Genomic DNA, 16,819 nt, shown 5'->3' with positions numbered 1-16,819 from the left:
GTGAAAAAAAGTTTACAGCCTAAATAATTTTAGGGCGTTTTGAGATGGCGGAAGGTTTGTTTTTAAAACAAAAATGCACACTAAAAAGTGCGCATTTATAGATATTACTTAAAAATAGTTAAAAATTACATCCAATCGGCATTTCTTATTACGCCAACGGCTAACCCTTCAATATTAAAAGATTCGTTTTCAAGGTCTACTTCAATTGGCGTAAACTCTTCGTTTTCGGCGTGTAATAATACTTTTCGACCTGCTTTTTCTAGGCGTTTTACGGTTACGTCTTCATCTACTCGTGCAACCACAACTTGGCCGTTTTCTGCTGTTTGAGTACGGTGCACAGCAAGTAAGTCGCCATCCATAATACCTATATCTTTCATACTCATGCCGTTAACACGCAGTAAAAAGTCGGCGGCTGGTTTAAACATAAGTGGGTCTATTTTACAGTGACTCTCAACATGTTCTTGCGCCAAAATAGGCGAACCCGCTGCAACTCTACCTATTAATGGTAGCCCTAGTTGCTCAGGCTCTTCTTCTTCAACCAATTGAATACCACGGCTTGCGCCTGGTTTCATTTTAATAACACCTTTTTTGGCAAGCGCTTTTAAGTGCTCTTCTGCGGCATTGGCACTTTTAAAACCGAGTGTTTGCGCAATTTCGGCACGTGTAGGAGGCATACCAGTGTCTTTAATAAAAACTTTTATTAGTTCGAGTATTTGAGCTTGGCGTTTAGTTAATGGTCGCATACAACTGGTTTTCCATACAGTACATTTAACTGTGAGTATATACAGTTAAATAAAAATCGCAAATTTAAATTGTGCTTTAAAATAGCTAAATACACCGCACCTGGATAAATTTTAGGTAATTACAGACGTTCAGTATTTAAAATGCTATAAATTTGCTTTCAATATAAAGGAGTAATTATGAGTATTTGGCATCAACCCATTACATTAGAGCTTTGCAAACAGTTAGATGAGGGAATAAACGGCCAAGGCACGCTAATGAAAACCATGGGCATAGAAATAACCGAAATAGGAGATGATTACCTGGTGGCTACCATGCCTGCTATTCCTGAGCATCATAATCCTATTGGTATGGTACATGGTGGCGCAAATGTGGTACTTGCCGAAACCGTAGCAAGCTACGCCGCTAACTTTGTCGTGGACTTTACAAAATTTTATTGTGTTGGACAGGAAATTAGCGCCAGCCACCTAAAGGCCTCTCGAAATGGCACTTTAACCGCCGTTACTCGTGCATTTCATATTGGTAAGCGCAGTTCTGTATGGGAAATAAAAATAACCAATAGCCGCGGCGAGCTTTGCTGCGTATCAAAAATGACCGCAGCGGTTGTCGAGCGCAAATAATTAACTATGGCTACTTTTCGATAGGGTAAATTGTTATTTCCATACCAGCGCCAATGGCAGATATACGTAGCAGTGTATCTGCATGTAGAGCTTGGTTAAAACACTTAGGTGACGTGCCCGACTCAAAGCCTATATCAAACGTTCTGCGCGAACAGCTTAGCCACTGCTTAAGCGCATTACGTGAACACGACTCTATTAATTCACATAAGTGGTTGATTGCTTTGTCTGGCGTGGTTATATCACCTGAGGCTTCAATACGCGCCAATTGACGATATTCGTCTTTGTCATAATGCAAAACCATCGCGTTTTTCTTTAAGTCTGCCACCAGGGCGCTAATATCTTGTTTAGACTCAAGCTCTAGATCTACATTTAAAAATTGAATTTCCGACATTGTCTGCTTTTTACCCTCTTATAGTTTCATCGCAAACTTTAACGCAGTTTTACTTTTATACCAAATCAACTAAGCGCTAAACATGGCTTTATTAATAGAAAATACCTGTTTAAACGCCATTGGCACCTAATTTGCCTTATAAAACGGGTTAGGCTAGTTACGCTTAATTTTACCGTTTATGTATGAAAGTTATACACACTCTGTGTAATTAAACGCTTCAGGAGGACAATTATGGTAGATCATGGCCCGCAAATTAAAAACGACGATCAGTACGATGCGCTTCGAGATGAAGGCATGAGCAAACAAAAAGCCGCGCGCATTGCTAATAGCAATACTCATAAAACCGCTGTTAAAGGCGGCAAAGCCTCAAAGTATGAGCAGCGCACTAAAAAGCAGCTGTACAATAAAGCTAAAGAGCTCGGTATTAGTGGCCGCTCTAAAATGAGCAAACAAGGGCTAATAAATGCCTTACGTGAGCATTAAACACAGCCTCACTGATTTTTTACCGCTCCTTTTTATTATTTTTATAAAGTTAGAGTAAGCTTATGAATAACTGCGACAAAATGCCGCAGTAAAAGCATGGGCTGCTGTAATACACTAACGCTAAAAATAATAAGAAGCACAAAATGAAAAAACAACTATTTAAGCGCGCTCGAAAACTACATAAGTGGCTAGGCTATTTACTTGCCTTACAAATTTTAGCTTGGCTTTTAGGCGGCTTAGTAATGAGCGCGATACCACTTGAATACGTACACGGTAAGCACCTTGCTAAGCGCACACTTACAAACCCATTTACTCAAGCAGACTACCCCACATCACTCGATAATATTACTGCCCAAGTGCCTAACCCCACGCAAATAGTGTTTGAGCACTTTTTAACAACCCCGCTTATTACTGTTATTAATACTGACGAGCAGCAAAGCTTTAATGGTTTAACGGGGCGCCCTTTTCAGCCACCGACTAAAATACAAATTACCGCTAATGCACAAGCGCATTTACTCATCGACGCTAAGCCAATTAGCACAACACTTTTAAAACAAGGCACTCGAGAGGTGGGATACAAAACAAATGTGTGGCAAGTACAATTTAACGACACCTTTAATACCACGCTGTATTTAAATGCAATTAACGGTAAAGTTATCACCGTTCGCAGCACACTATGGCGCATATTTGACTTTTTTTGGATGCTACACATAATGGATTACGACGAGCGAGAAGATTTTAACAACCCGCTTCTCATCAGTTTTGCAGCCACCAGCGTACTATTTTGTTTATGCGGTATTATTTTATTAATACAAAACGTTAGGCTAAAAAAACTTACACGTGTTGGTCAATCAAAATAGGGTTGCCGTCTGGGTCGGTAATAATAAAACTTTTATCACCCACAGGTTCAACCTGGATATGAGCGTTTTGAAAATATTCGCTAAGCGCATCAACATCCTTAAACTCTGTAACGGTTTGTGCGTTTTGATCCCAGCCAGGATTGAAGGTCAGCATGTTTTTATCAAACATACCCGAGAACAAGCCAATTAAATGCTCACCGTTTTTCATCACTAGCCAGTTTTGCTCTATCTCACCTGCAAACTCGCTAAAGCCCAACTTTTCGTAAAACGCTTTTGAGGCTCTAATATCTTTAACTGTTAAACTTATTGAAAAAGCACCTAGCATAGTCATCTCCTCGCTATTTTTTATATCAGTATAGAGTGTACTAAGCATTGCGGATTAAAATTTGTTCAGGCTTTATCTTTTAGCAGCAAAACTTTAGACTAGCGCCTCCTGTAGTTCACGTATGTGATGGATATGCTTAAATTTATTTTGGCCTTTGTGGCTTGTTGTATTTGTTTTTCTGCATCGAGTGAAGAATTTACCCGTTTTTCAACGGCTAAAAGGCACTTAATTAAAACCCTACCCGAAAACGCCAAAAGCCTTTACTGCGGCTGCGACATTAAAAAACAAGGTAAAAAGCTAATCCCCGACCCTAGCAACTGTGGTTATATTCCACGTAATACGTTAACTTCCTCTGGCAAGGTTAATGTACGTGCACTGCGTATAGAGTGGGAGCATATAGTGCCGGCGTGGGAATTTGGTCACCAGTTACAATGCTGGCAAAACGGTGGTCGTAAAAACTGTCGCAAGGTCAGTGCTAAATTTAGAAAAATGGAAGCCGATATAAACAATTTAGCCCCTGCTATTGGCGAAATTAACGCAGATCGCTCTAACTATCGCTTTGGTATGCTTAGCGAAAACGCTACCCAATATGGCCGCTGCCAAGTAAAGGTTAACTTTAAACAACGCGTTGTAGAGCCTCCTTTTTATGCCCGTAAGCGCATTGCCGACACCTACGCCTATATGCAAAAAACATACGGCTTAAAAATATCAGACAAACAACAAAAACTATTTGATGCCTGGCAAAAACAAGCATTTGCAGATAAAAGCAGCGCAAGTAAGCTGTAGCACACCTAAGTGTATACACTCATTTACATAATTTAGGGGCGAATACGTTGAATAAATGAGCGGGTGTTGTAGTATTTTAAACAACTTATTTACAAAAAGTAGTTTTGTATGTTTAAAAATAATAAAGCAACACTCGCTATTATTGCTGCACTTTCAAGCCTAACGCTTGTGGGCTGTGGCGGTGGTAGCAGCATGAATGAAACGCCCGACCCAGTCGTCACCCCCCCTGCTAGTTCAGCCCCAACTTGGACGGCAGGTGTATTTGAGCCATCGGAGGAGTTAAAAAACTTTTGCGAAAACCCACGCACAGGTAACGATCCGTTTAATAATAATGAGCCTTACCCAGACCAAGCCGGTTCGGCCCTTTACGAAAAGCTTTGGCTTCGCTCGTGGAGCGACGAAACCTACCTTTGGTATGATGAAATAGCCGATAACGACCCTGAAAACTTTGCTACAGTGGCCGATTATTTTGCCCAACTAAAAACCGAAGAACTAACCGACTCTGGTGCTAAAAAAGATAATTTTCATTTTTCAGAGCCTTCTGAGGACTACTTTCAAGAAGCGCAATCAGGTGTAACCTCAGGCTATGGTATAAATTGGGCATTTATTGGCGACCCAGCTGATAGAATTTTACGTGTTGCCTATCTAGAAGACGACTCACCAGCAAGCCAAATTGGTTTTCAACGTGGCGATACTGTACTTGAAGTTGATGGCGTAAGCATTAATACCAGCACACAAGCAGGCGTAGATACCTTAAACGAAGGATTATTTAGCCCCACTAATGGCGACTCGCACACCATCGTTGTGCGCAGTAACGATGGCGCTGAAAAAACCTTTAACGTAACTGCCGGCAACATAGAGCAAACACCGGTACAAAACGTAAAAACCATTACCACTGCAAATGGCACTAGCGTAGGGTACATGCAGTTTAATAGCCATATAGGTATTGCCCAAGAAGGCTTAATTGCTGCCGTTAATAAATTTAAAACCGATAACGTAGAAGAGCTTGTTATCGACTTTAGATATAACGGAGGCGGTTTATTAGCGCTTTCTTCGCAGCTGGCTTACATGGTGGCGGGCAGCGCCAACATTCAAAACCGTATTTATTACCAAACTCAGCAAAACGATAAACAACCGGTAGAGTCGCCTTTTCCGTTTATAGATGAAGAAATTGATTACTCAACTTTTTTTAGCACTGGCGAAAGCCTCCCCGATTTAAACCTATCTAAGGTGTATGTGCTTAGTACATCGGGTACGTGTTCAGCCTCAGAAGCCTTTATTAATGGCTTAAAAGGCATTGACGCCGAGGTAGTGCTCATTGGCGACACAACCTGCGGTAAACCATACGGTTTTACCCCAACACATAACTGTGGCACCACCTATTACACCATTCAATTTAGCGGTATTAACAGTAAAGGGTTTGGTGAATATGCAGCAGGCTTTACGCCAACGCCTACACCACAGTTTGATGCTGATGTAAAAGGCTGTGTAGTCAGTGACGACTTTGATAATCAACTAGGCGATCCAAACGAAGGGATGCTCTCTACTGCGCTTTATCATATTGATAATAACGGCACGTGCCCTGTTAGCACCGCCTCTGCAAGTATTAAAACGCAAGTACAAAGCGCTGCTGGCGATAGCAAGCAGCTATTACCTTTAAACGCACCTAATAACGTTAACCGTGGCAATATGGATTTAACCTGGCCTACGTTAAATAAGGATAAGTAATGGCTAAACTACTGGCAATATTAACCTTATTATTTATTGGAGGCTGTAACAGTATGAGTAATGCCACTGCTAAGCCTGCACTACTTACCGAGGTAAACCCAGGCGTTATAGCCACGCTCCAGCAAGCGATTATAAAAGCAAAGGGCGGCACACTAGTTACACTGGCCGACACCGTTTTTACTAAACGCAGCGAGTTATTACTAAGCCATGGAAATAGTAAAGACTCTAATGGTATGCCCATAATGGGCGCGCATAATATCAAGCCAGAAAAGTTTGTTTTACAAATAATCGGCAAGCAGTGCGTGCTTTATTATCCTAAAAAAGATATGTTTATTGAGCTTAAAAACGTAAGTTGTAAAGCACAATAAAATACTATTAAAAAGGCACACAGCATTAATACTGTGTGCCTTTATCGTTTTTCACTTGGTTTATAAGTCTTGATGCGGACCAAACACTTCGTAATGAATATGCTCGTTTTTAACACCTAGTGCCAGTAACTGGCTTTTCACAAACGCCATAAACCCAGCGGGGCCACATAAGTAAAAATTACCATTTGTAAGAGGTAGCTGTGTTTTTATGGCAGTTAAGTCCATTAACCCTGTAAAATCAGCCCCTTCACTACTTTGATTAAACCACGTAATAGTTTGCAAGCTGTTATAAGCCGTACTTAATTCATTTAAATAGTGTGCAAACGAGTGCTGCTGCGTATTTTCGCACGCATGTAAATACATAATATTTTGCTTAGGGTTATCGCTTAATAGCGTTTCGAGCATCGCAAGCATTGGGGTTTGCCCTACACCTGCTGAAATAAGCACCGTAGGTTGAGTACTATTTCGTAAAAAGAAATCACCTGCAGGCGGGTATAGTTCAACTATGTCACCTTGAGCTAGTGAGTGTAAATAATTAGACACCATGCCAGGCTTTGGCTGTAGCTCTTTTTTAACGCTAATACGGTAGTTTTTACCATTGGCTTTTTGTGAAATAGAATACTGGCGAATTTCTTCATATTCAGCGCCCGCTGGTTTAACTTTAACCCCTAAATATTGGCCAGGTTTATGGGTAATCACCGCTTTGCCATCTATAGGCGTTAGTGTAAAGCTTGTTACGAGTGCTGATTCAACCTGTTTGTTGGTTATTTCAAATTGGCGCGTGCCCGCCCAACCACCGTGTTTATTTTTACTGTGCTCATATAAAGCCGCTTCTTCAGTAATACACATATCAGCAAGCAGTGCATATGCTTCACGCCAAGCGTATTCTACATCTGGCGTAAACTGCTCTGGTATTAGCTCTTTTAAGGTGCCAATTAAGTGAGCACCAACAATGGGGTAGTGCTCTGGTAAAATATTTAAACTGGTGTGCTTATGGTTAATGCGCGCTAATGCCTCTTTTAACACCGCTAAGTTATCAATGTTTTGAGCGTATGCAGCTAATGCGTTAAACAAAGCAAATTGCTGGCGCCCTGTATTTTGGTTGGTCATATTAAAAATATTTTTAAGCTCTGGGTTATGGCTAAATAGTCGCTTATAAAAATGATCGGTCACAACCGTGCCGGCTTGCGCTAATAACGGAACAGTGCTTTTAACAATCTCAATGGTTTTATCAGATAACATAATGTAGTCCTGTAGGTAAACTAACCACGGCGCCCATCAACACGACGGCGCGTTAATATAGGTGTGCAGTAAATTAAAAATAATAAAAAAGCCACTAACCACAGCAAGGCGCTGATCTGCCAAGCAAAGTGTGGCGCAATAATTAAGGGGAGTATGGAGCGAGTAATAGCTGCCACCAGCACAAGCGCAAAAGCAACAGATATATATTTAGGTGTATTAAGCGTACGCCCTGTATGCCCTAGCGATACACGGGTCATCATGGCTAAAATCATCATCCCTATTGTGCCAATAGTGATAAGGTGGAGCGCATCTTTGAAGGGGATTACGCTTGTGTAAAAGCTCAGTGTAATCATCATTAAGCCAACACCTAAAGCAAAATAAGAAAAATGCAAAGACCATAATAAAGGCACTTTTAGCACGTTTGCATGCCACCAAAGCTTTGCGCGAATTAAGTGAAGCACAGCCACTATTGCAACAATGAATGCAGGGCTAATTGAGCTTAAAAATAATTTACTGATAAAAAATAAAGTAATTGCCAATATTGATAAATACAGCAGTGCTTTATCAATATTAGGAGTGCGTACTTGCTCGCTAAGCGCTAAGCCTTTAGCTGTAAAAAAAGGAATAACCCGCCCTGCTACAATGCCGACCAGTAAACTGACAACCAGTACCGCAGTGTCAACCACAGCTAATGCAAGCTGCATGTTGTTATTTAAAACAAGGAGTAAATAAAGAGTATTAAGGGCGCACAGCACGCTTAAAATAACTAAAAACGGGTAATTATTTTTACTGCCTGCTGTTAATAGCATATTAGCCAGTGCCGTAATTGCCCCAAGCCACCATGCTAGCTGTAGCAAAGTAACAAGCCATAAATTAGCATTAGCAAAATCAGGCAGCTTTATAAAAAATGCTAAACGAGCACTTATCCATACAAAAGTAAGTAGCATAAGTGCTTTGCCATTTATACTTTCGACGCCTGTCCAAGTTTGTGCCGCCGTAAGTAAAAAACCGACTGCTACCACTCCTGCAAAGCCAAATAGCATTTCGTGCGCGTGCCAAAGTGTGGCTGGCATGGTTAAGTGCCAACTAGCATAGCCCTTTAAAATAAGTAGCCAATACCCTATCGAAAAAAATGCCAGCAAACCGCCTGCTAAAAAGTAGGGTCTAAATGCAAGCATCCATAACGGCCATTTTGTTACGTGATGAATATCTATGTGCGCTGGCATTGGCTCTGTTAAATTTAGTGGGCGCATTAGCGTACTTCCTGCCCTAAACCATGTTGAGCAACACAACGCAGCACATAACTAACTTTTAAAATAGCTGCCACTACAATCGTACTAATATGCGCTGATATTTGTACCTGCATCGAAAAGTGCTCTGCGTACGGGTAACTAATTAAAATGCTCACAACCATACAAATAGCGCTAAGCCCTAATACTGTATTAGCAGTAAATAATAGCGTTCTAAAAAATACGCCTAACTCAACCTGGTTGTTTGCATTATTTAGTGTAAGTGTGTTCATAACTACCTCAGTAACCATTAACGTTACTTAGCTATTACACATAGTGTGCCAATAAAATAAGACATTAATATTCAGCAAGTTAAATATAAACACTTTACAAATTGAGTCTTTATGACACACTCTAATTTAAATCATAAAAACACAAATAGGTCATTTTGACATGAACCAGCAATTCAACCTTACCCAAGTGGCTTTAGAGCTTGCCCAAAGCACGCTGCACGAGCACAGCTTTGATCAATTATTGGCAACGGTTGAACGTGTAATACCTAGCGATGCCAGTGCGTTACTTGTTGTGCAGGGCGAGCAACTTAAACCCTTAGCCATCAAAGGTCTGATGCCCGACAGCCTTGGTAGGCGCTTTAAAATAGGAGAGCACCCACGATTAGCGGCCATTTGTAGTGCAAGCCACGCATTACAGTTTGCACACGACTGCCCCCTGCCCGACCCATACGACGGCCTACTGCTGGCCAAAACGGGCGATATTCCTGTGCATGCCTGCTTAGGCTTACCCCTTTACGATAAAAACACTTTGCTAGGCGTGCTTACATTCGATAGCTTAAACGCAAATGCCTTTAGTAGTATTAGCGCAGATACACTCAGCACCTTACAAACACTGTGCAGTGCGCATTTTAAAACAGCCCTAGAACTTGCCCATTACAAACACCATGCACAGCATTCAAACGCCCTTGTGCAAGAGTTAACGCGTGATGCGCTTACTCGCGATGGCGGCGAAATTATTGGCCAAAGCCCTGTAATGCAAACGCTTAAAAATGAAATAAAACTCGTAGCGGCCTCTAATTTTAGTGTATTGGTGTTAGGAGAAACGGGCGTAGGAAAAGAGCTAGTAGCGCGTAATATTCACTTAAATTCTGCCCGAAAAGATCAACCGCTGATTCACTTAAATTGTGCCTCACTCCCCGAAAACCTTGCAGAGAGTGAGTTTTTTGGCCACGCCAAAGGCTCATTTACTGGCGCACAAAATGCCCGCCAAGGTAAGTTTCAGTTAGCTGATGGTGGCACGTTATTTTTAGACGAAATTGGCGAGCTACCATTGGCTATGCAAAGCAAACTATTACGGGTGTTGCAAAGTGGTGAAATACAAACAGTGGGAGAAGACACGCCAAAATATGTGGATGTAAGGGTAATAGCAGCCACTAATCGTGATTTAAAACATGAGGTAGCACAAGGCCGCTTTAGAGCCGATTTATATCACCGGCTAAGTGTTTACCCTATTACCGTGCCGCCACTTAATAAACGCGAGCACGACATAACTTTATTGGCTGGTTATTTTATTGAACAAACTGCCCGTAAATTAGGTATTAAACAATTAAAGCTAAGCACTGAAGCGCAAGTATTGCTCAACCAATACAGTTGGCCTGGTAATGTACGCGAGCTTGAGCATGTTATTAGCCGCAGCGCATTAAAAGCTAAACAAAGCCAGTGGCAAAACCCAATAATAACAATTACAAGCGAGCACTGCGATTTAGCCCAACAACCAAACAACAACGCGCACGTTAGCACGCCAATTACCGCCCACATTGCTCATCATCAACCCTTAAAACAGGCCGTTGAATCTTTGCAATTTACGGTTATTACCGAGCAATTAAAACAGCATAATTATAATTGGGCAGCTACTGCACGAACCCTTGAACTCGACAGAGCCAACCTAGTTAGGCTTGCCAAACGCTTAGGCATTAAAGTTAAAAAAACTATTTAACGTGTGGCATGTTACTAAAGTAGGTTTTTAATAAGCCTGCAAAAGCTTGTACTTTCGCGGTGCGGTGTACTAAATGGTGAGTAACCAACCAAGAGTCAAACTCCCAATGTAATTTGTCGTGCAATATAGGCACTACGTCGGGGTTATTTTCTATCGAGCTTTGGTGCAACCCCCCTATGCCTAAGCCTTTAATAACCGCGCGCGCCGCTTCTGAGGTTTCTGATACTCTTAATTTAATTTGCGACTGAGGAATAAACTCATCAACCCAGCTAAAGTACGGTACACGCGCATTAAATCCCGCAATACCCGATATAAAATTATGCTGCTTTAAGTCTTCTAAGGTTTTTGGCATGCCGTGTTTAGCAATATAACGTTTGTGGGCATAGAGGCCGGCCGATAGCTTAGCTAAGTGCTGCGCTATATAGTCGCCTTCATCAGGTTTGGGGCCTACACGTATTGCTATATGAGCTTGTCCGTGGTCAAGCCTTAGGCGCTTTTGCTCTAAAATAACTTCTAGCTGCACTTGCGGATGCAATGTTTGAAATTGCTCACACACGTTGCTTAGCATATCCATAAAACCACTTACGGTAGTCAGTAACAAGCTCCCTCTGAGCTCACTATCGGCTGCGGCAATGGCATTATGTAAACCTTCGAGTGAGTTATCTATTGCTTGTGCGGTTTCAAATAATTTTGCCCCGCTTTCGGTTACTTTATATCCGCGCGCATGGCGATGAAATAACCGTACATTTAAGTTTTTCTCTAAGTTATTTATGCGTCTCAACACTGTGCTATGGTGCACACTTAGTGCCTCTGCTGCGGCGGTCAAAGTACCTAGCCTTGCCACTTCAAAGGCAACTTTTACGTCTTGCCAGTCGTCAAATTTTATTGCCACGCTACCCGCCTTCTACTTATGTGCATATACGCACATAAGTGTTGCGTTTATTCGGGTTTTCTACAAGCAAAAATTTGCTACATTAGTGTCATACCCAACCAATAAAAGGTCTTAATTATGTCAGCACCAAAAATTATCGCGCTCGCGGGTAGCCTGCGTAAAGATAGCTTTAACCAAAAACTCATTAACGAAGCAGCTCGTTTTGCTCTGCAAACCGGTGCTGAAGTGGAAGTAATTACACTCGCTGAGTTAAATTTGCCATTATTTAGCGAAGACATTGAAGCGCAAGGCACACCCACCGATGCCCAACTATTGAAAGATAAACTGCGTAATGCTGATGGTATTTTACTAGCAAGCCCAGAGTACAACGGCTCAATTACTGCTGCACTTAAAAATGCAATTGATTGGGCATCGCGAACTGAGCAAGGCGCAGTACCCGCATTTCGCAACAAAGTAGTGGCGTTATTTGCTACATCACCGGGTGGTTTAGGTGGTTTGCGCGGCCTAAACCATGTACGCGATATTTTAAGCGGGATTGGCTCGTTAGTACTTGCCGACCAGCTCGCTATCCCATCAGCATTTACTGTATTTGACGAAGATGGAAAAATTAGCGACCCAACCACAGCAGAAAAAGTTAGCGTATTAACGCAGCAGCTCGTTTCTGTTGCTAGTAAATTAAGCTAATTTTTACGATTGTGTCGCTGCTAATTTAGCAGCGATAAAATCGGTGTGCGCTACATATAAAAGCCCAGCCACTTTGCGTATTACATACTCTTCTTGAGGGTCTATCTCTCCATCGGCATACGCCAATCGCCATAATAGCTCAATTATTTCAATGCGCTGCGCCGCACTGCAGTGATCGTTAATCTGCTTAGAAAATTGAAAGTAATCAATAGCCCCATCTAAGCTACCAGCGGCATTCGTGGTGAGCTCATCAACTTCCGATTCTGTTAAATTAAAGTATTTTTTTAAGGTTACAGTCAGGGTGTGTTGTTCATTATGGTCGAGCTTAGAATCAGCACGCATTACTTCAATAAGCAGCGCAGCAACCGCTGTTTTTAGATCATGCTGCTCTATGCTTGGCTGTTGCTCGTCAAAAGCGGCAAACAGTTGTTTTATTTGTTTGAACATCACATATTCTCTTTTTGGGTGTTAGACTTAACTTAAATACATCGCACTTAATGCTTTATTAATGGGTATTAAGTTCGCAAATTAAAGGATACATTTTTATGAAAGGCTTATACACACCGCATTTAGTTGTTGGCGCTGCATTGCTAGCCTTTTCTGGTATAGGGAGCGCCTTTGCAGAAGTGGGCGAAAAAGAAAAGTCATACGACTTTGATAACAAAGTACATTACTACCAAACCAAAATTGGTGAAGACAACTATAAAATAGAAATACAATCAGACGATTACAAACACTTTGCTAATCAAAGTATGTTTTTACTGCGCCACGCAGACAGATTATGCCGCGGCAGAACCTTTATGTTAAAAGTGCTTGAAGGCGTGCAAGAGTACGAACGTTTTCCTACTAAACCACGCGCTTATCAACCACCATTAAACGTTTTACTACAATGTGACGCACCCGAGAAAAAAGAAAAATAGTTTATTTTTCGTAGCCCCACGGCGCTGCTGGTGGAGTAATTGGTTTAGTTAAATCAAAGTCCACCTTAAACTCGCGCCCTTGGCGAATTAACCGATACGTAAAAACCTCAGGATAAATATACATTTGCCATGTATTACCTGCCGACTGCGCTATCCCTTGTGCTACAAATAACTCTTTAGAATATTGGTCGGCCGGGAAAGACTGCATTTGTGCAAAACCCGCATCAAGGGTATGACCGCCATACATAGTTGAAACATCGTCGCTGCCATCTTCATGGCGATGATCGTGCTTTAAGCTCAAACCACTGCCCGTTTTAGTAATGATCCATGTACGCGATGCATCATCTCCCACATGAAATGGTACTTGCAGCTCGCTATCAGTACATTTACGAACATGCATGATTAGTTTTTTATTCTCAAATGAGCTTGGGCCTTTTGCGTTATCTACGCTTACTTTGCCCTCAAACGCTTTACCACAATGCGCAGCTATATTATTAAAAAATGCATCGTGTGTTGGTATAGATACCAAAGGCGCAGGGCGCGCAATAGCCGCTGATGAGGCAAGTAATAACGTTGCTGCCGTTAATAATTTCATAAAGTACTCTTATAATAGTTTTTTCATACCATAGCGGTTTAAGTTAATAATGGGAAATAGCTGCGACAAGTGGCTTTTCTGCTCTGTTTTTCATTAATGTTAAAAGTGAATAATGGAAGTCTTGAAAAATCACCTCACCCCATATTCGCGAATAAACACCAAAATTTGTATTATCTTGCACAGTCGTTTTTAAAGTTAAAATAGTATTGCCGCTTTTATCTTCACTTAACGCATACCCACCATAAAGAGGTGAAAAGTATTCGCCGCCTAGTTTTACGTGTTTATCGAGTGCGTCATCGGGAATAGCATCAGGGTCTATCTCAAATCTATAAAGCATCTGTTTATTTGGCTGCCAATCCGTAATCACTTCTTTAAATGCAACTCCTTTTTGCCATTTACTGGTTCTAACAGCCCCGACCCCCGTAGCATTCATATCTGCCTCTAAAGGTTTAGGTACACCTATTAATTGGGTAAGCGAAAATGGCAATTCTTGTGGCTCTATGGTGCTTACATTTGCAAGCTGCTGCCACACACGGTTTATAGGCGCTTCAATAACTATAGAGTTGGTGACTTCATACGTTTTTGATAAGTGTAAATAATTTACCTCAATAGGTGAGAGCAATACAGGAAGCAAAGCTATTGAAAGTAAAGGCCTGTTAGCGTTTTTTGTTTGACGGTTTTTAATAAAGCCTGCCAGTAAACCACCCATACTTGCAAAGAGCATAAAGGCAGGCAAAGCCATTGCCACACAAATACTGCCTTCCAGTAGTGTAATAACGCTTACAAGTAAAAAAACAAAAATTGGCTGCCAAGCAATTGTCACCATTTGCCTTTTAGTTAATGTATTTGAGCTTTTAAATTCAAAATGAATACGAATATAGCCAATTGCAACGGGTACTAAAAACATAAATGAAATAGATACAAGGCTACTTAAATTATAAGTATCAAGCAGCTCTACAAACAGCCGCATAAATATGCCGTAAAGCGTACCAAGTAGAATACCAATTGATTTAGGAGATTGAATTTGCATTGTATTTCTTATTATTTGAGTAACCATTGAACCTAGCAGATGCGCTATTTCAGTTCAATTAAAATACATAAACCACTACTTAGACTAAAGGATAACAGCCTTGTTTTTACAATGTTTCACCAAATTAGAACACATAAAAAAACAAATCAACACACTGATTTTAAACAAAATATACTTTACATTTAAGAATGCCTACACACTGAATTAGCATAAAATAAAGCCATACACGACCTTTTGCCTATACATTCCTAAGTAAAAGCTGATCTACTCTGCTTGTTCACTATTCATTTGCTTTAACAAAAGCCGTATTAATAAATAAGCAACGAGTAACAGGAGGGACTATGTCAGTAACCCCAAAGGGTAACGAGCCAGAAAAAACAAGCGCATCCCACGTAGATGATGCCAACAGCTATCAAAAAAAGCATAAAGCTAGTTCAGAGTTTAATACCCGCGACGAATACCTAGAGCACGAGCTGCAAATTATGCAGCCTAAACGCTGGCGGCCTAATTTACCCTTTAGAGACTACCGCTTTGAATTTGAAGACACGATTCCTGCCATGGCGGGCACCATTGGTAAAGTCGTTATGGTGGGTGCTATTGCAGCTACATTTGCAGCGCCACTGGGTTTAAGTGATGCGTTTGTGTTAGAAAACGTACGCTATGAATTACTGATTGTTTCTATTTTTATTATTTTGTTTTCAGGCTTTATTTTACCTACCGCTAACTTAGCAGGTACTCATGGGCCACTTATTCCTCTTATTCCTATTGTGGTTGCCGCTGGCGGCCACCCTATGGCGTTTGGCTTACTGATTGGTGCCTTTGGCTTTATTTTAGCCATAACCAAAGGAGGGAGCTTGCTGGCACGCTTAACGAGTAAAGGCGTGTGCGGGGGCTTACTTATATATTTAGGCTTTATTGGCACAATTTCGCAGGTTAAAAAGCTGTTTGCATGGGCTGAGGCCATTGATATGGCGCACATTGCATTTATTGTTATTTTGGCGACCATTTTATTATATGCGTTACTTGAGCACTTTAAAAAGCGCTGGTTAGCTGTGCCGCTTAGCTGCCTTATTGGCGGTGTGGTTGCATTTGCACTCGGTGCGCCGTTTGAATTTAATACCGCGCCGGGCTTACCAAATATGAACCCAGCTTATTGGTGGGGCGAAAACACAGGCTGGATGCTTGGCTTACCTACGCTTGAAAGTTTTGTGGTTGTGCTGCCGTTTGCGGTATTGGCTGTGGCTATGTGGTCACCGGATTTTTTAGGACATCAAGTATTTCAAAAAATTAGTTACCCGCAACGCACTGAAAAAGTTCAAATGAACATAGACGACACCATGCTAAGCGCATCGGTTAGACAAACCTTTGGCTCGCTGGCCGGTGGTGCTAACTTTACCTCATCGTGGGGGACTTACATTGTCCCTGCCGCTATTGCTAAACGCCCTATCCCGGCGGGCGCCATTTTAACAGCCGTATTTTGTATTATTGCGGGTTTATGGGGCTACCCAATGGATTTAGCCATTTGGCAACCTGTGCTGTGTGTTGCGCTTATTGTAGGTGTGTTTATTCCGCTGCTTGAGGCAGGTATGGAAATGACACGCGAAGGTAAAACAACGCAATCGGCCGCTATTGTTGTGTTTGCCTCAAGCTTGGTTAACCCTGCTTTTGGTTGGTCACTGACTATGCTGCTTGATAACTTAGGCTTAATTGGCTGTAAAGAGCGCAGTGCTAATTTAACTAAAATGAGCCGCTGGGTTATTCCGCTAATTATGTTTGTTATTTTAACTACCGTTATGGCTATTGTTGGTATGCTGCCAGGCATACCTGCGCTAATGGCTGATTTTAGACATTAATAATTTGAAGAGTTAAACATAAAAAAGCGCGGCTTATATACTCAGCCGCGCTTTGTTTTCAT

At 41.5% G+C, this 16,819-nt stretch carries 20 protein-coding genes; 10 read left to right on the top strand and 10 right to left on the bottom strand.

All coding sequences use genetic code 11. From position 1 onward, the window contains the following. Nucleotides 1-125 precede the first annotated feature (125 nt). A complete protein-coding gene (lexA, locus tag MTF64_RS14555; protein WP_004588213.1) occupies nucleotides 126-743 on the bottom strand; it encodes a transcriptional repressor LexA in 618 nt (205 codons plus the stop codon). A 177-nt stretch (nucleotides 744-920) separates the two neighbouring features. Between lexA and MTF64_RS14550 the strand changes: the two genes are divergently transcribed. Next, nucleotides 921-1,361: a hotdog fold thioesterase gene (locus tag MTF64_RS14550; protein WP_004589367.1), complete on the top strand. Its 441-nt coding sequence runs from the start codon at nucleotides 921-923 to the stop codon at nucleotides 1,359-1,361. Between the two features lie 10 nt (nucleotides 1,362-1,371). Here the strand turns inward: MTF64_RS14550 and MTF64_RS14545 are convergent, their stop codons facing one another. Further along, a complete protein-coding gene (locus MTF64_RS14545) occupies nucleotides 1,372-1,752 on the bottom strand; it encodes a hypothetical protein (RefSeq protein ID WP_004589368.1) in 381 nt (126 codons plus the stop codon). Nucleotides 1,753-1,980: 228 nt separating this feature from the next. Here MTF64_RS14545 and MTF64_RS14540 point away from each other — a divergent pair, with 228 nt between their 5' ends. Together MTF64_RS14540 and MTF64_RS14535 are read left to right on the top strand one after the other, a co-directional pair. Beyond that, entirely contained in the window at nucleotides 1,981-2,235 is a 255-nt protein-coding gene (locus MTF64_RS14540; protein WP_024033916.1) for a Rho termination factor N-terminal domain-containing protein, read from the top strand. Nucleotides 2,236-2,378: 143 nt separating this feature from the next. Then, the gene (locus MTF64_RS14535; RefSeq protein ID WP_248451804.1) at nucleotides 2,379-3,095 is read left to right on the top strand and encodes a hypothetical protein; all 717 of its coding nucleotides are present in this window, start codon (nucleotides 2,379-2,381) and stop codon (nucleotides 3,093-3,095) included. On the opposite strand, the gene MTF64_RS14530 is transcribed toward MTF64_RS14535, so the two are convergent. After that, nucleotides 3,070-3,420, bottom strand: coding sequence for a VOC family protein (locus tag MTF64_RS14530; protein ID WP_054983318.1), 351 nt, complete (start codon nucleotides 3,418-3,420; stop codon nucleotides 3,070-3,072). The genes MTF64_RS14535 and MTF64_RS14530 overlap by 26 nt on opposite strands. Before the next feature lie 126 nt (nucleotides 3,421-3,546). Here MTF64_RS14530 and MTF64_RS14525 point away from each other — a divergent pair, with 126 nt between their 5' ends. From MTF64_RS14525 to MTF64_RS14515, 3 genes are all read left to right on the top strand, one after another. After that, nucleotides 3,547-4,206 carry an endonuclease gene (locus MTF64_RS14525; protein WP_096042458.1) on the top strand — a complete coding sequence of 220 codons (660 nt, stop codon included), beginning with the start codon at nucleotides 3,547-3,549 and terminating at the stop codon, nucleotides 4,204-4,206. A gap of 108 nt (nucleotides 4,207-4,314) precedes the next feature. Further along, nucleotides 4,315-5,934 (top strand): S41 family peptidase, encoded by a 1,620-nt coding sequence (locus MTF64_RS14520; RefSeq protein ID WP_248451803.1) that lies wholly within the window; start codon nucleotides 4,315-4,317, stop codon nucleotides 5,932-5,934. Next, nucleotides 5,934-6,302 carry a hypothetical protein gene (locus tag MTF64_RS14515; protein WP_248451801.1) on the top strand — a complete coding sequence of 123 codons (369 nt, stop codon included), beginning with the start codon at nucleotides 5,934-5,936 and terminating at the stop codon, nucleotides 6,300-6,302. Before MTF64_RS14520 ends, MTF64_RS14515 begins: the two co-directional genes overlap by 1 nt. Nucleotides 6,303-6,362: 60 nt before the next feature. On the opposite strand, the gene hmpA is transcribed toward MTF64_RS14515, so the two are convergent. From hmpA to MTF64_RS14500, 3 genes are read right to left on the bottom strand one after another with little or no spacing between them, the layout of a single operon-like run. Then, nucleotides 6,363-7,544, bottom strand: coding sequence for an NO-inducible flavohemoprotein (gene hmpA, locus MTF64_RS14510; RefSeq protein WP_096042460.1), 1,182 nt, complete (start codon nucleotides 7,542-7,544; stop codon nucleotides 6,363-6,365). Between the two features lie 20 nt (nucleotides 7,545-7,564). After that, on the bottom strand, nucleotides 7,565-8,797 hold the full coding sequence (locus MTF64_RS14505; RefSeq protein ID WP_248451800.1) for an NnrS family protein: 1,233 nt from the start codon (nucleotides 8,795-8,797) through the stop codon (nucleotides 7,565-7,567). Further along, nucleotides 8,797-9,066, bottom strand: coding sequence for a hypothetical protein (locus tag MTF64_RS14500; protein WP_248451799.1), 270 nt, complete (start codon nucleotides 9,064-9,066; stop codon nucleotides 8,797-8,799). Before MTF64_RS14500 ends, MTF64_RS14505 begins: the two co-directional genes overlap by 1 nt. A 160-nt stretch (nucleotides 9,067-9,226) precedes the next feature. Here MTF64_RS14500 and norR point away from each other — a divergent pair, with 160 nt between their 5' ends. Further along, nucleotides 9,227-10,783 (top strand): nitric oxide reductase transcriptional regulator NorR, encoded by a 1,557-nt coding sequence (gene norR / locus MTF64_RS14495; RefSeq protein ID WP_248451798.1) that lies wholly within the window; start codon nucleotides 9,227-9,229, stop codon nucleotides 10,781-10,783. Here the strand turns inward: norR and MTF64_RS14490 are convergent. Beyond that, nucleotides 10,776-11,675 carry a LysR family transcriptional regulator gene (locus MTF64_RS14490; protein WP_248451797.1) on the bottom strand — a complete coding sequence of 300 codons (900 nt, stop codon included), beginning with the start codon at nucleotides 11,673-11,675 and terminating at the stop codon, nucleotides 10,776-10,778. The genes norR and MTF64_RS14490 overlap by 8 nt on opposite strands. Before the next feature lie 117 nt (nucleotides 11,676-11,792). On the opposite strand from MTF64_RS14490, the gene MTF64_RS14485 reads away from it, so the two are divergent. Further along, nucleotides 11,793-12,359, top strand: a complete 567-nt coding sequence (locus MTF64_RS14485; protein ID WP_029773331.1) for an NAD(P)H-dependent oxidoreductase — start codon at nucleotides 11,793-11,795, stop codon at nucleotides 12,357-12,359. A 3-nt stretch (nucleotides 12,360-12,362) separates the two neighbouring features. On the opposite strand, the gene MTF64_RS14480 is transcribed toward MTF64_RS14485, so the two are convergent. Continuing rightward, nucleotides 12,363-12,806 carry a TerB family tellurite resistance protein gene (locus MTF64_RS14480; protein ID WP_121638126.1) on the bottom strand — a complete coding sequence of 148 codons (444 nt, stop codon included), beginning with the start codon at nucleotides 12,804-12,806 and terminating at the stop codon, nucleotides 12,363-12,365. 98 nt (nucleotides 12,807-12,904) lie between these two features. Between MTF64_RS14480 and MTF64_RS14475 the strand changes: the two genes are divergently transcribed. Then, nucleotides 12,905-13,279, top strand: a complete 375-nt coding sequence (locus MTF64_RS14475) for a hypothetical protein (RefSeq protein ID WP_004589382.1) — start codon at nucleotides 12,905-12,907, stop codon at nucleotides 13,277-13,279. A 1-nt stretch (nucleotide 13,280) separates the two neighbouring features. On the opposite strand, the gene MTF64_RS14470 is transcribed toward MTF64_RS14475, so the two are convergent. Beyond that, nucleotides 13,281-13,874 (bottom strand): hypothetical protein, encoded by a 594-nt coding sequence (locus MTF64_RS14470; protein WP_248451796.1) that lies wholly within the window; start codon nucleotides 13,872-13,874, stop codon nucleotides 13,281-13,283. Between the two features lie 43 nt (nucleotides 13,875-13,917). After that, entirely contained in the window at nucleotides 13,918-14,904 is a 987-nt protein-coding gene (locus MTF64_RS14465) for a hypothetical protein (protein ID WP_248451795.1), read from the bottom strand. Between the two features lie 341 nt (nucleotides 14,905-15,245). Between MTF64_RS14465 and MTF64_RS14460 the strand changes: the two genes are divergently transcribed. Further along, nucleotides 15,246-16,757: a DUF3360 family protein gene (locus tag MTF64_RS14460; RefSeq protein ID WP_248451794.1), complete on the top strand. Its 1,512-nt coding sequence runs from the start codon at nucleotides 15,246-15,248 to the stop codon at nucleotides 16,755-16,757. Nucleotides 16,758-16,819 lie beyond the last annotated feature (62 nt).

It is taken from the genome of Pseudoalteromonas sp. 2CM41L (assembly GCF_023161905.1).
Lineage (GTDB): Bacteria > Pseudomonadota > Gammaproteobacteria > Enterobacterales > Alteromonadaceae > Pseudoalteromonas > Pseudoalteromonas atlantica.
Note: the sequence above shows the minus strand (reverse complement) of the source record. Positions and strands in the feature narration are given on the sequence as shown.

What these genes read in the sequence shown, in the direction of transcription:
- MTF64_RS14520 (WP_248451803.1), top strand. Translation starts at nt 4,315, where the DNA reads ATGTTTAAAAATAATAAAGCAACACTCGCTATTATTGCTGCACTTTCA.
- MTF64_RS14465 (WP_248451795.1), bottom strand. Translation starts at nt 14,904, where the DNA reads ATGCAAATTCAATCTCCTAAATCAATTGGTATTCTACTTGGTACGCTT.
- MTF64_RS14475 (WP_004589382.1), top strand. Translation starts at nt 12,905, where the DNA reads ATGAAAGGCTTATACACACCGCATTTAGTTGTTGGCGCTGCATTGCTA.
- MTF64_RS14485 (WP_029773331.1), top strand. Translation starts at nt 11,793, where the DNA reads ATGTCAGCACCAAAAATTATCGCGCTCGCGGGTAGCCTGCGTAAAGAT.
- MTF64_RS14550 (WP_004589367.1), top strand. Translation starts at nt 921, where the DNA reads ATGAGTATTTGGCATCAACCCATTACATTAGAGCTTTGCAAACAGTTA.
- norR (WP_248451798.1), top strand. Translation starts at nt 9,227, where the DNA reads ATGAACCAGCAATTCAACCTTACCCAAGTGGCTTTAGAGCTTGCCCAA.
- MTF64_RS14535 (WP_248451804.1), top strand. Translation starts at nt 2,379, where the DNA reads ATGAAAAAACAACTATTTAAGCGCGCTCGAAAACTACATAAGTGGCTA.
- MTF64_RS14525 (WP_096042458.1), top strand. Translation starts at nt 3,547, where the DNA reads ATGGATATGCTTAAATTTATTTTGGCCTTTGTGGCTTGTTGTATTTGT.
- MTF64_RS14530 (WP_054983318.1), bottom strand. Translation starts at nt 3,420, where the DNA reads ATGCTAGGTGCTTTTTCAATAAGTTTAACAGTTAAAGATATTAGAGCC.
- MTF64_RS14515 (WP_248451801.1), top strand. Translation starts at nt 5,934, where the DNA reads ATGGCTAAACTACTGGCAATATTAACCTTATTATTTATTGGAGGCTGT.
- MTF64_RS14545 (WP_004589368.1), bottom strand. Translation starts at nt 1,752, where the DNA reads ATGTCGGAAATTCAATTTTTAAATGTAGATCTAGAGCTTGAGTCTAAA.
- lexA (WP_004588213.1), bottom strand. Translation starts at nt 743, where the DNA reads ATGCGACCATTAACTAAACGCCAAGCTCAAATACTCGAACTAATAAAA.
- MTF64_RS14480 (WP_121638126.1), bottom strand. Translation starts at nt 12,806, where the DNA reads ATGTTCAAACAAATAAAACAACTGTTTGCCGCTTTTGACGAGCAACAG.
- MTF64_RS14460 (WP_248451794.1), top strand. Translation starts at nt 15,246, where the DNA reads ATGTCAGTAACCCCAAAGGGTAACGAGCCAGAAAAAACAAGCGCATCC.
- hmpA (WP_096042460.1), bottom strand. Translation starts at nt 7,544, where the DNA reads ATGTTATCTGATAAAACCATTGAGATTGTTAAAAGCACTGTTCCGTTA.
- MTF64_RS14500 (WP_248451799.1), bottom strand. Translation starts at nt 9,066, where the DNA reads ATGAACACACTTACACTAAATAATGCAAACAACCAGGTTGAGTTAGGC.
- MTF64_RS14505 (WP_248451800.1), bottom strand. Translation starts at nt 8,797, where the DNA reads ATGCGCCCACTAAATTTAACAGAGCCAATGCCAGCGCACATAGATATT.
- MTF64_RS14470 (WP_248451796.1), bottom strand. Translation starts at nt 13,874, where the DNA reads ATGAAATTATTAACGGCAGCAACGTTATTACTTGCCTCATCAGCGGCT.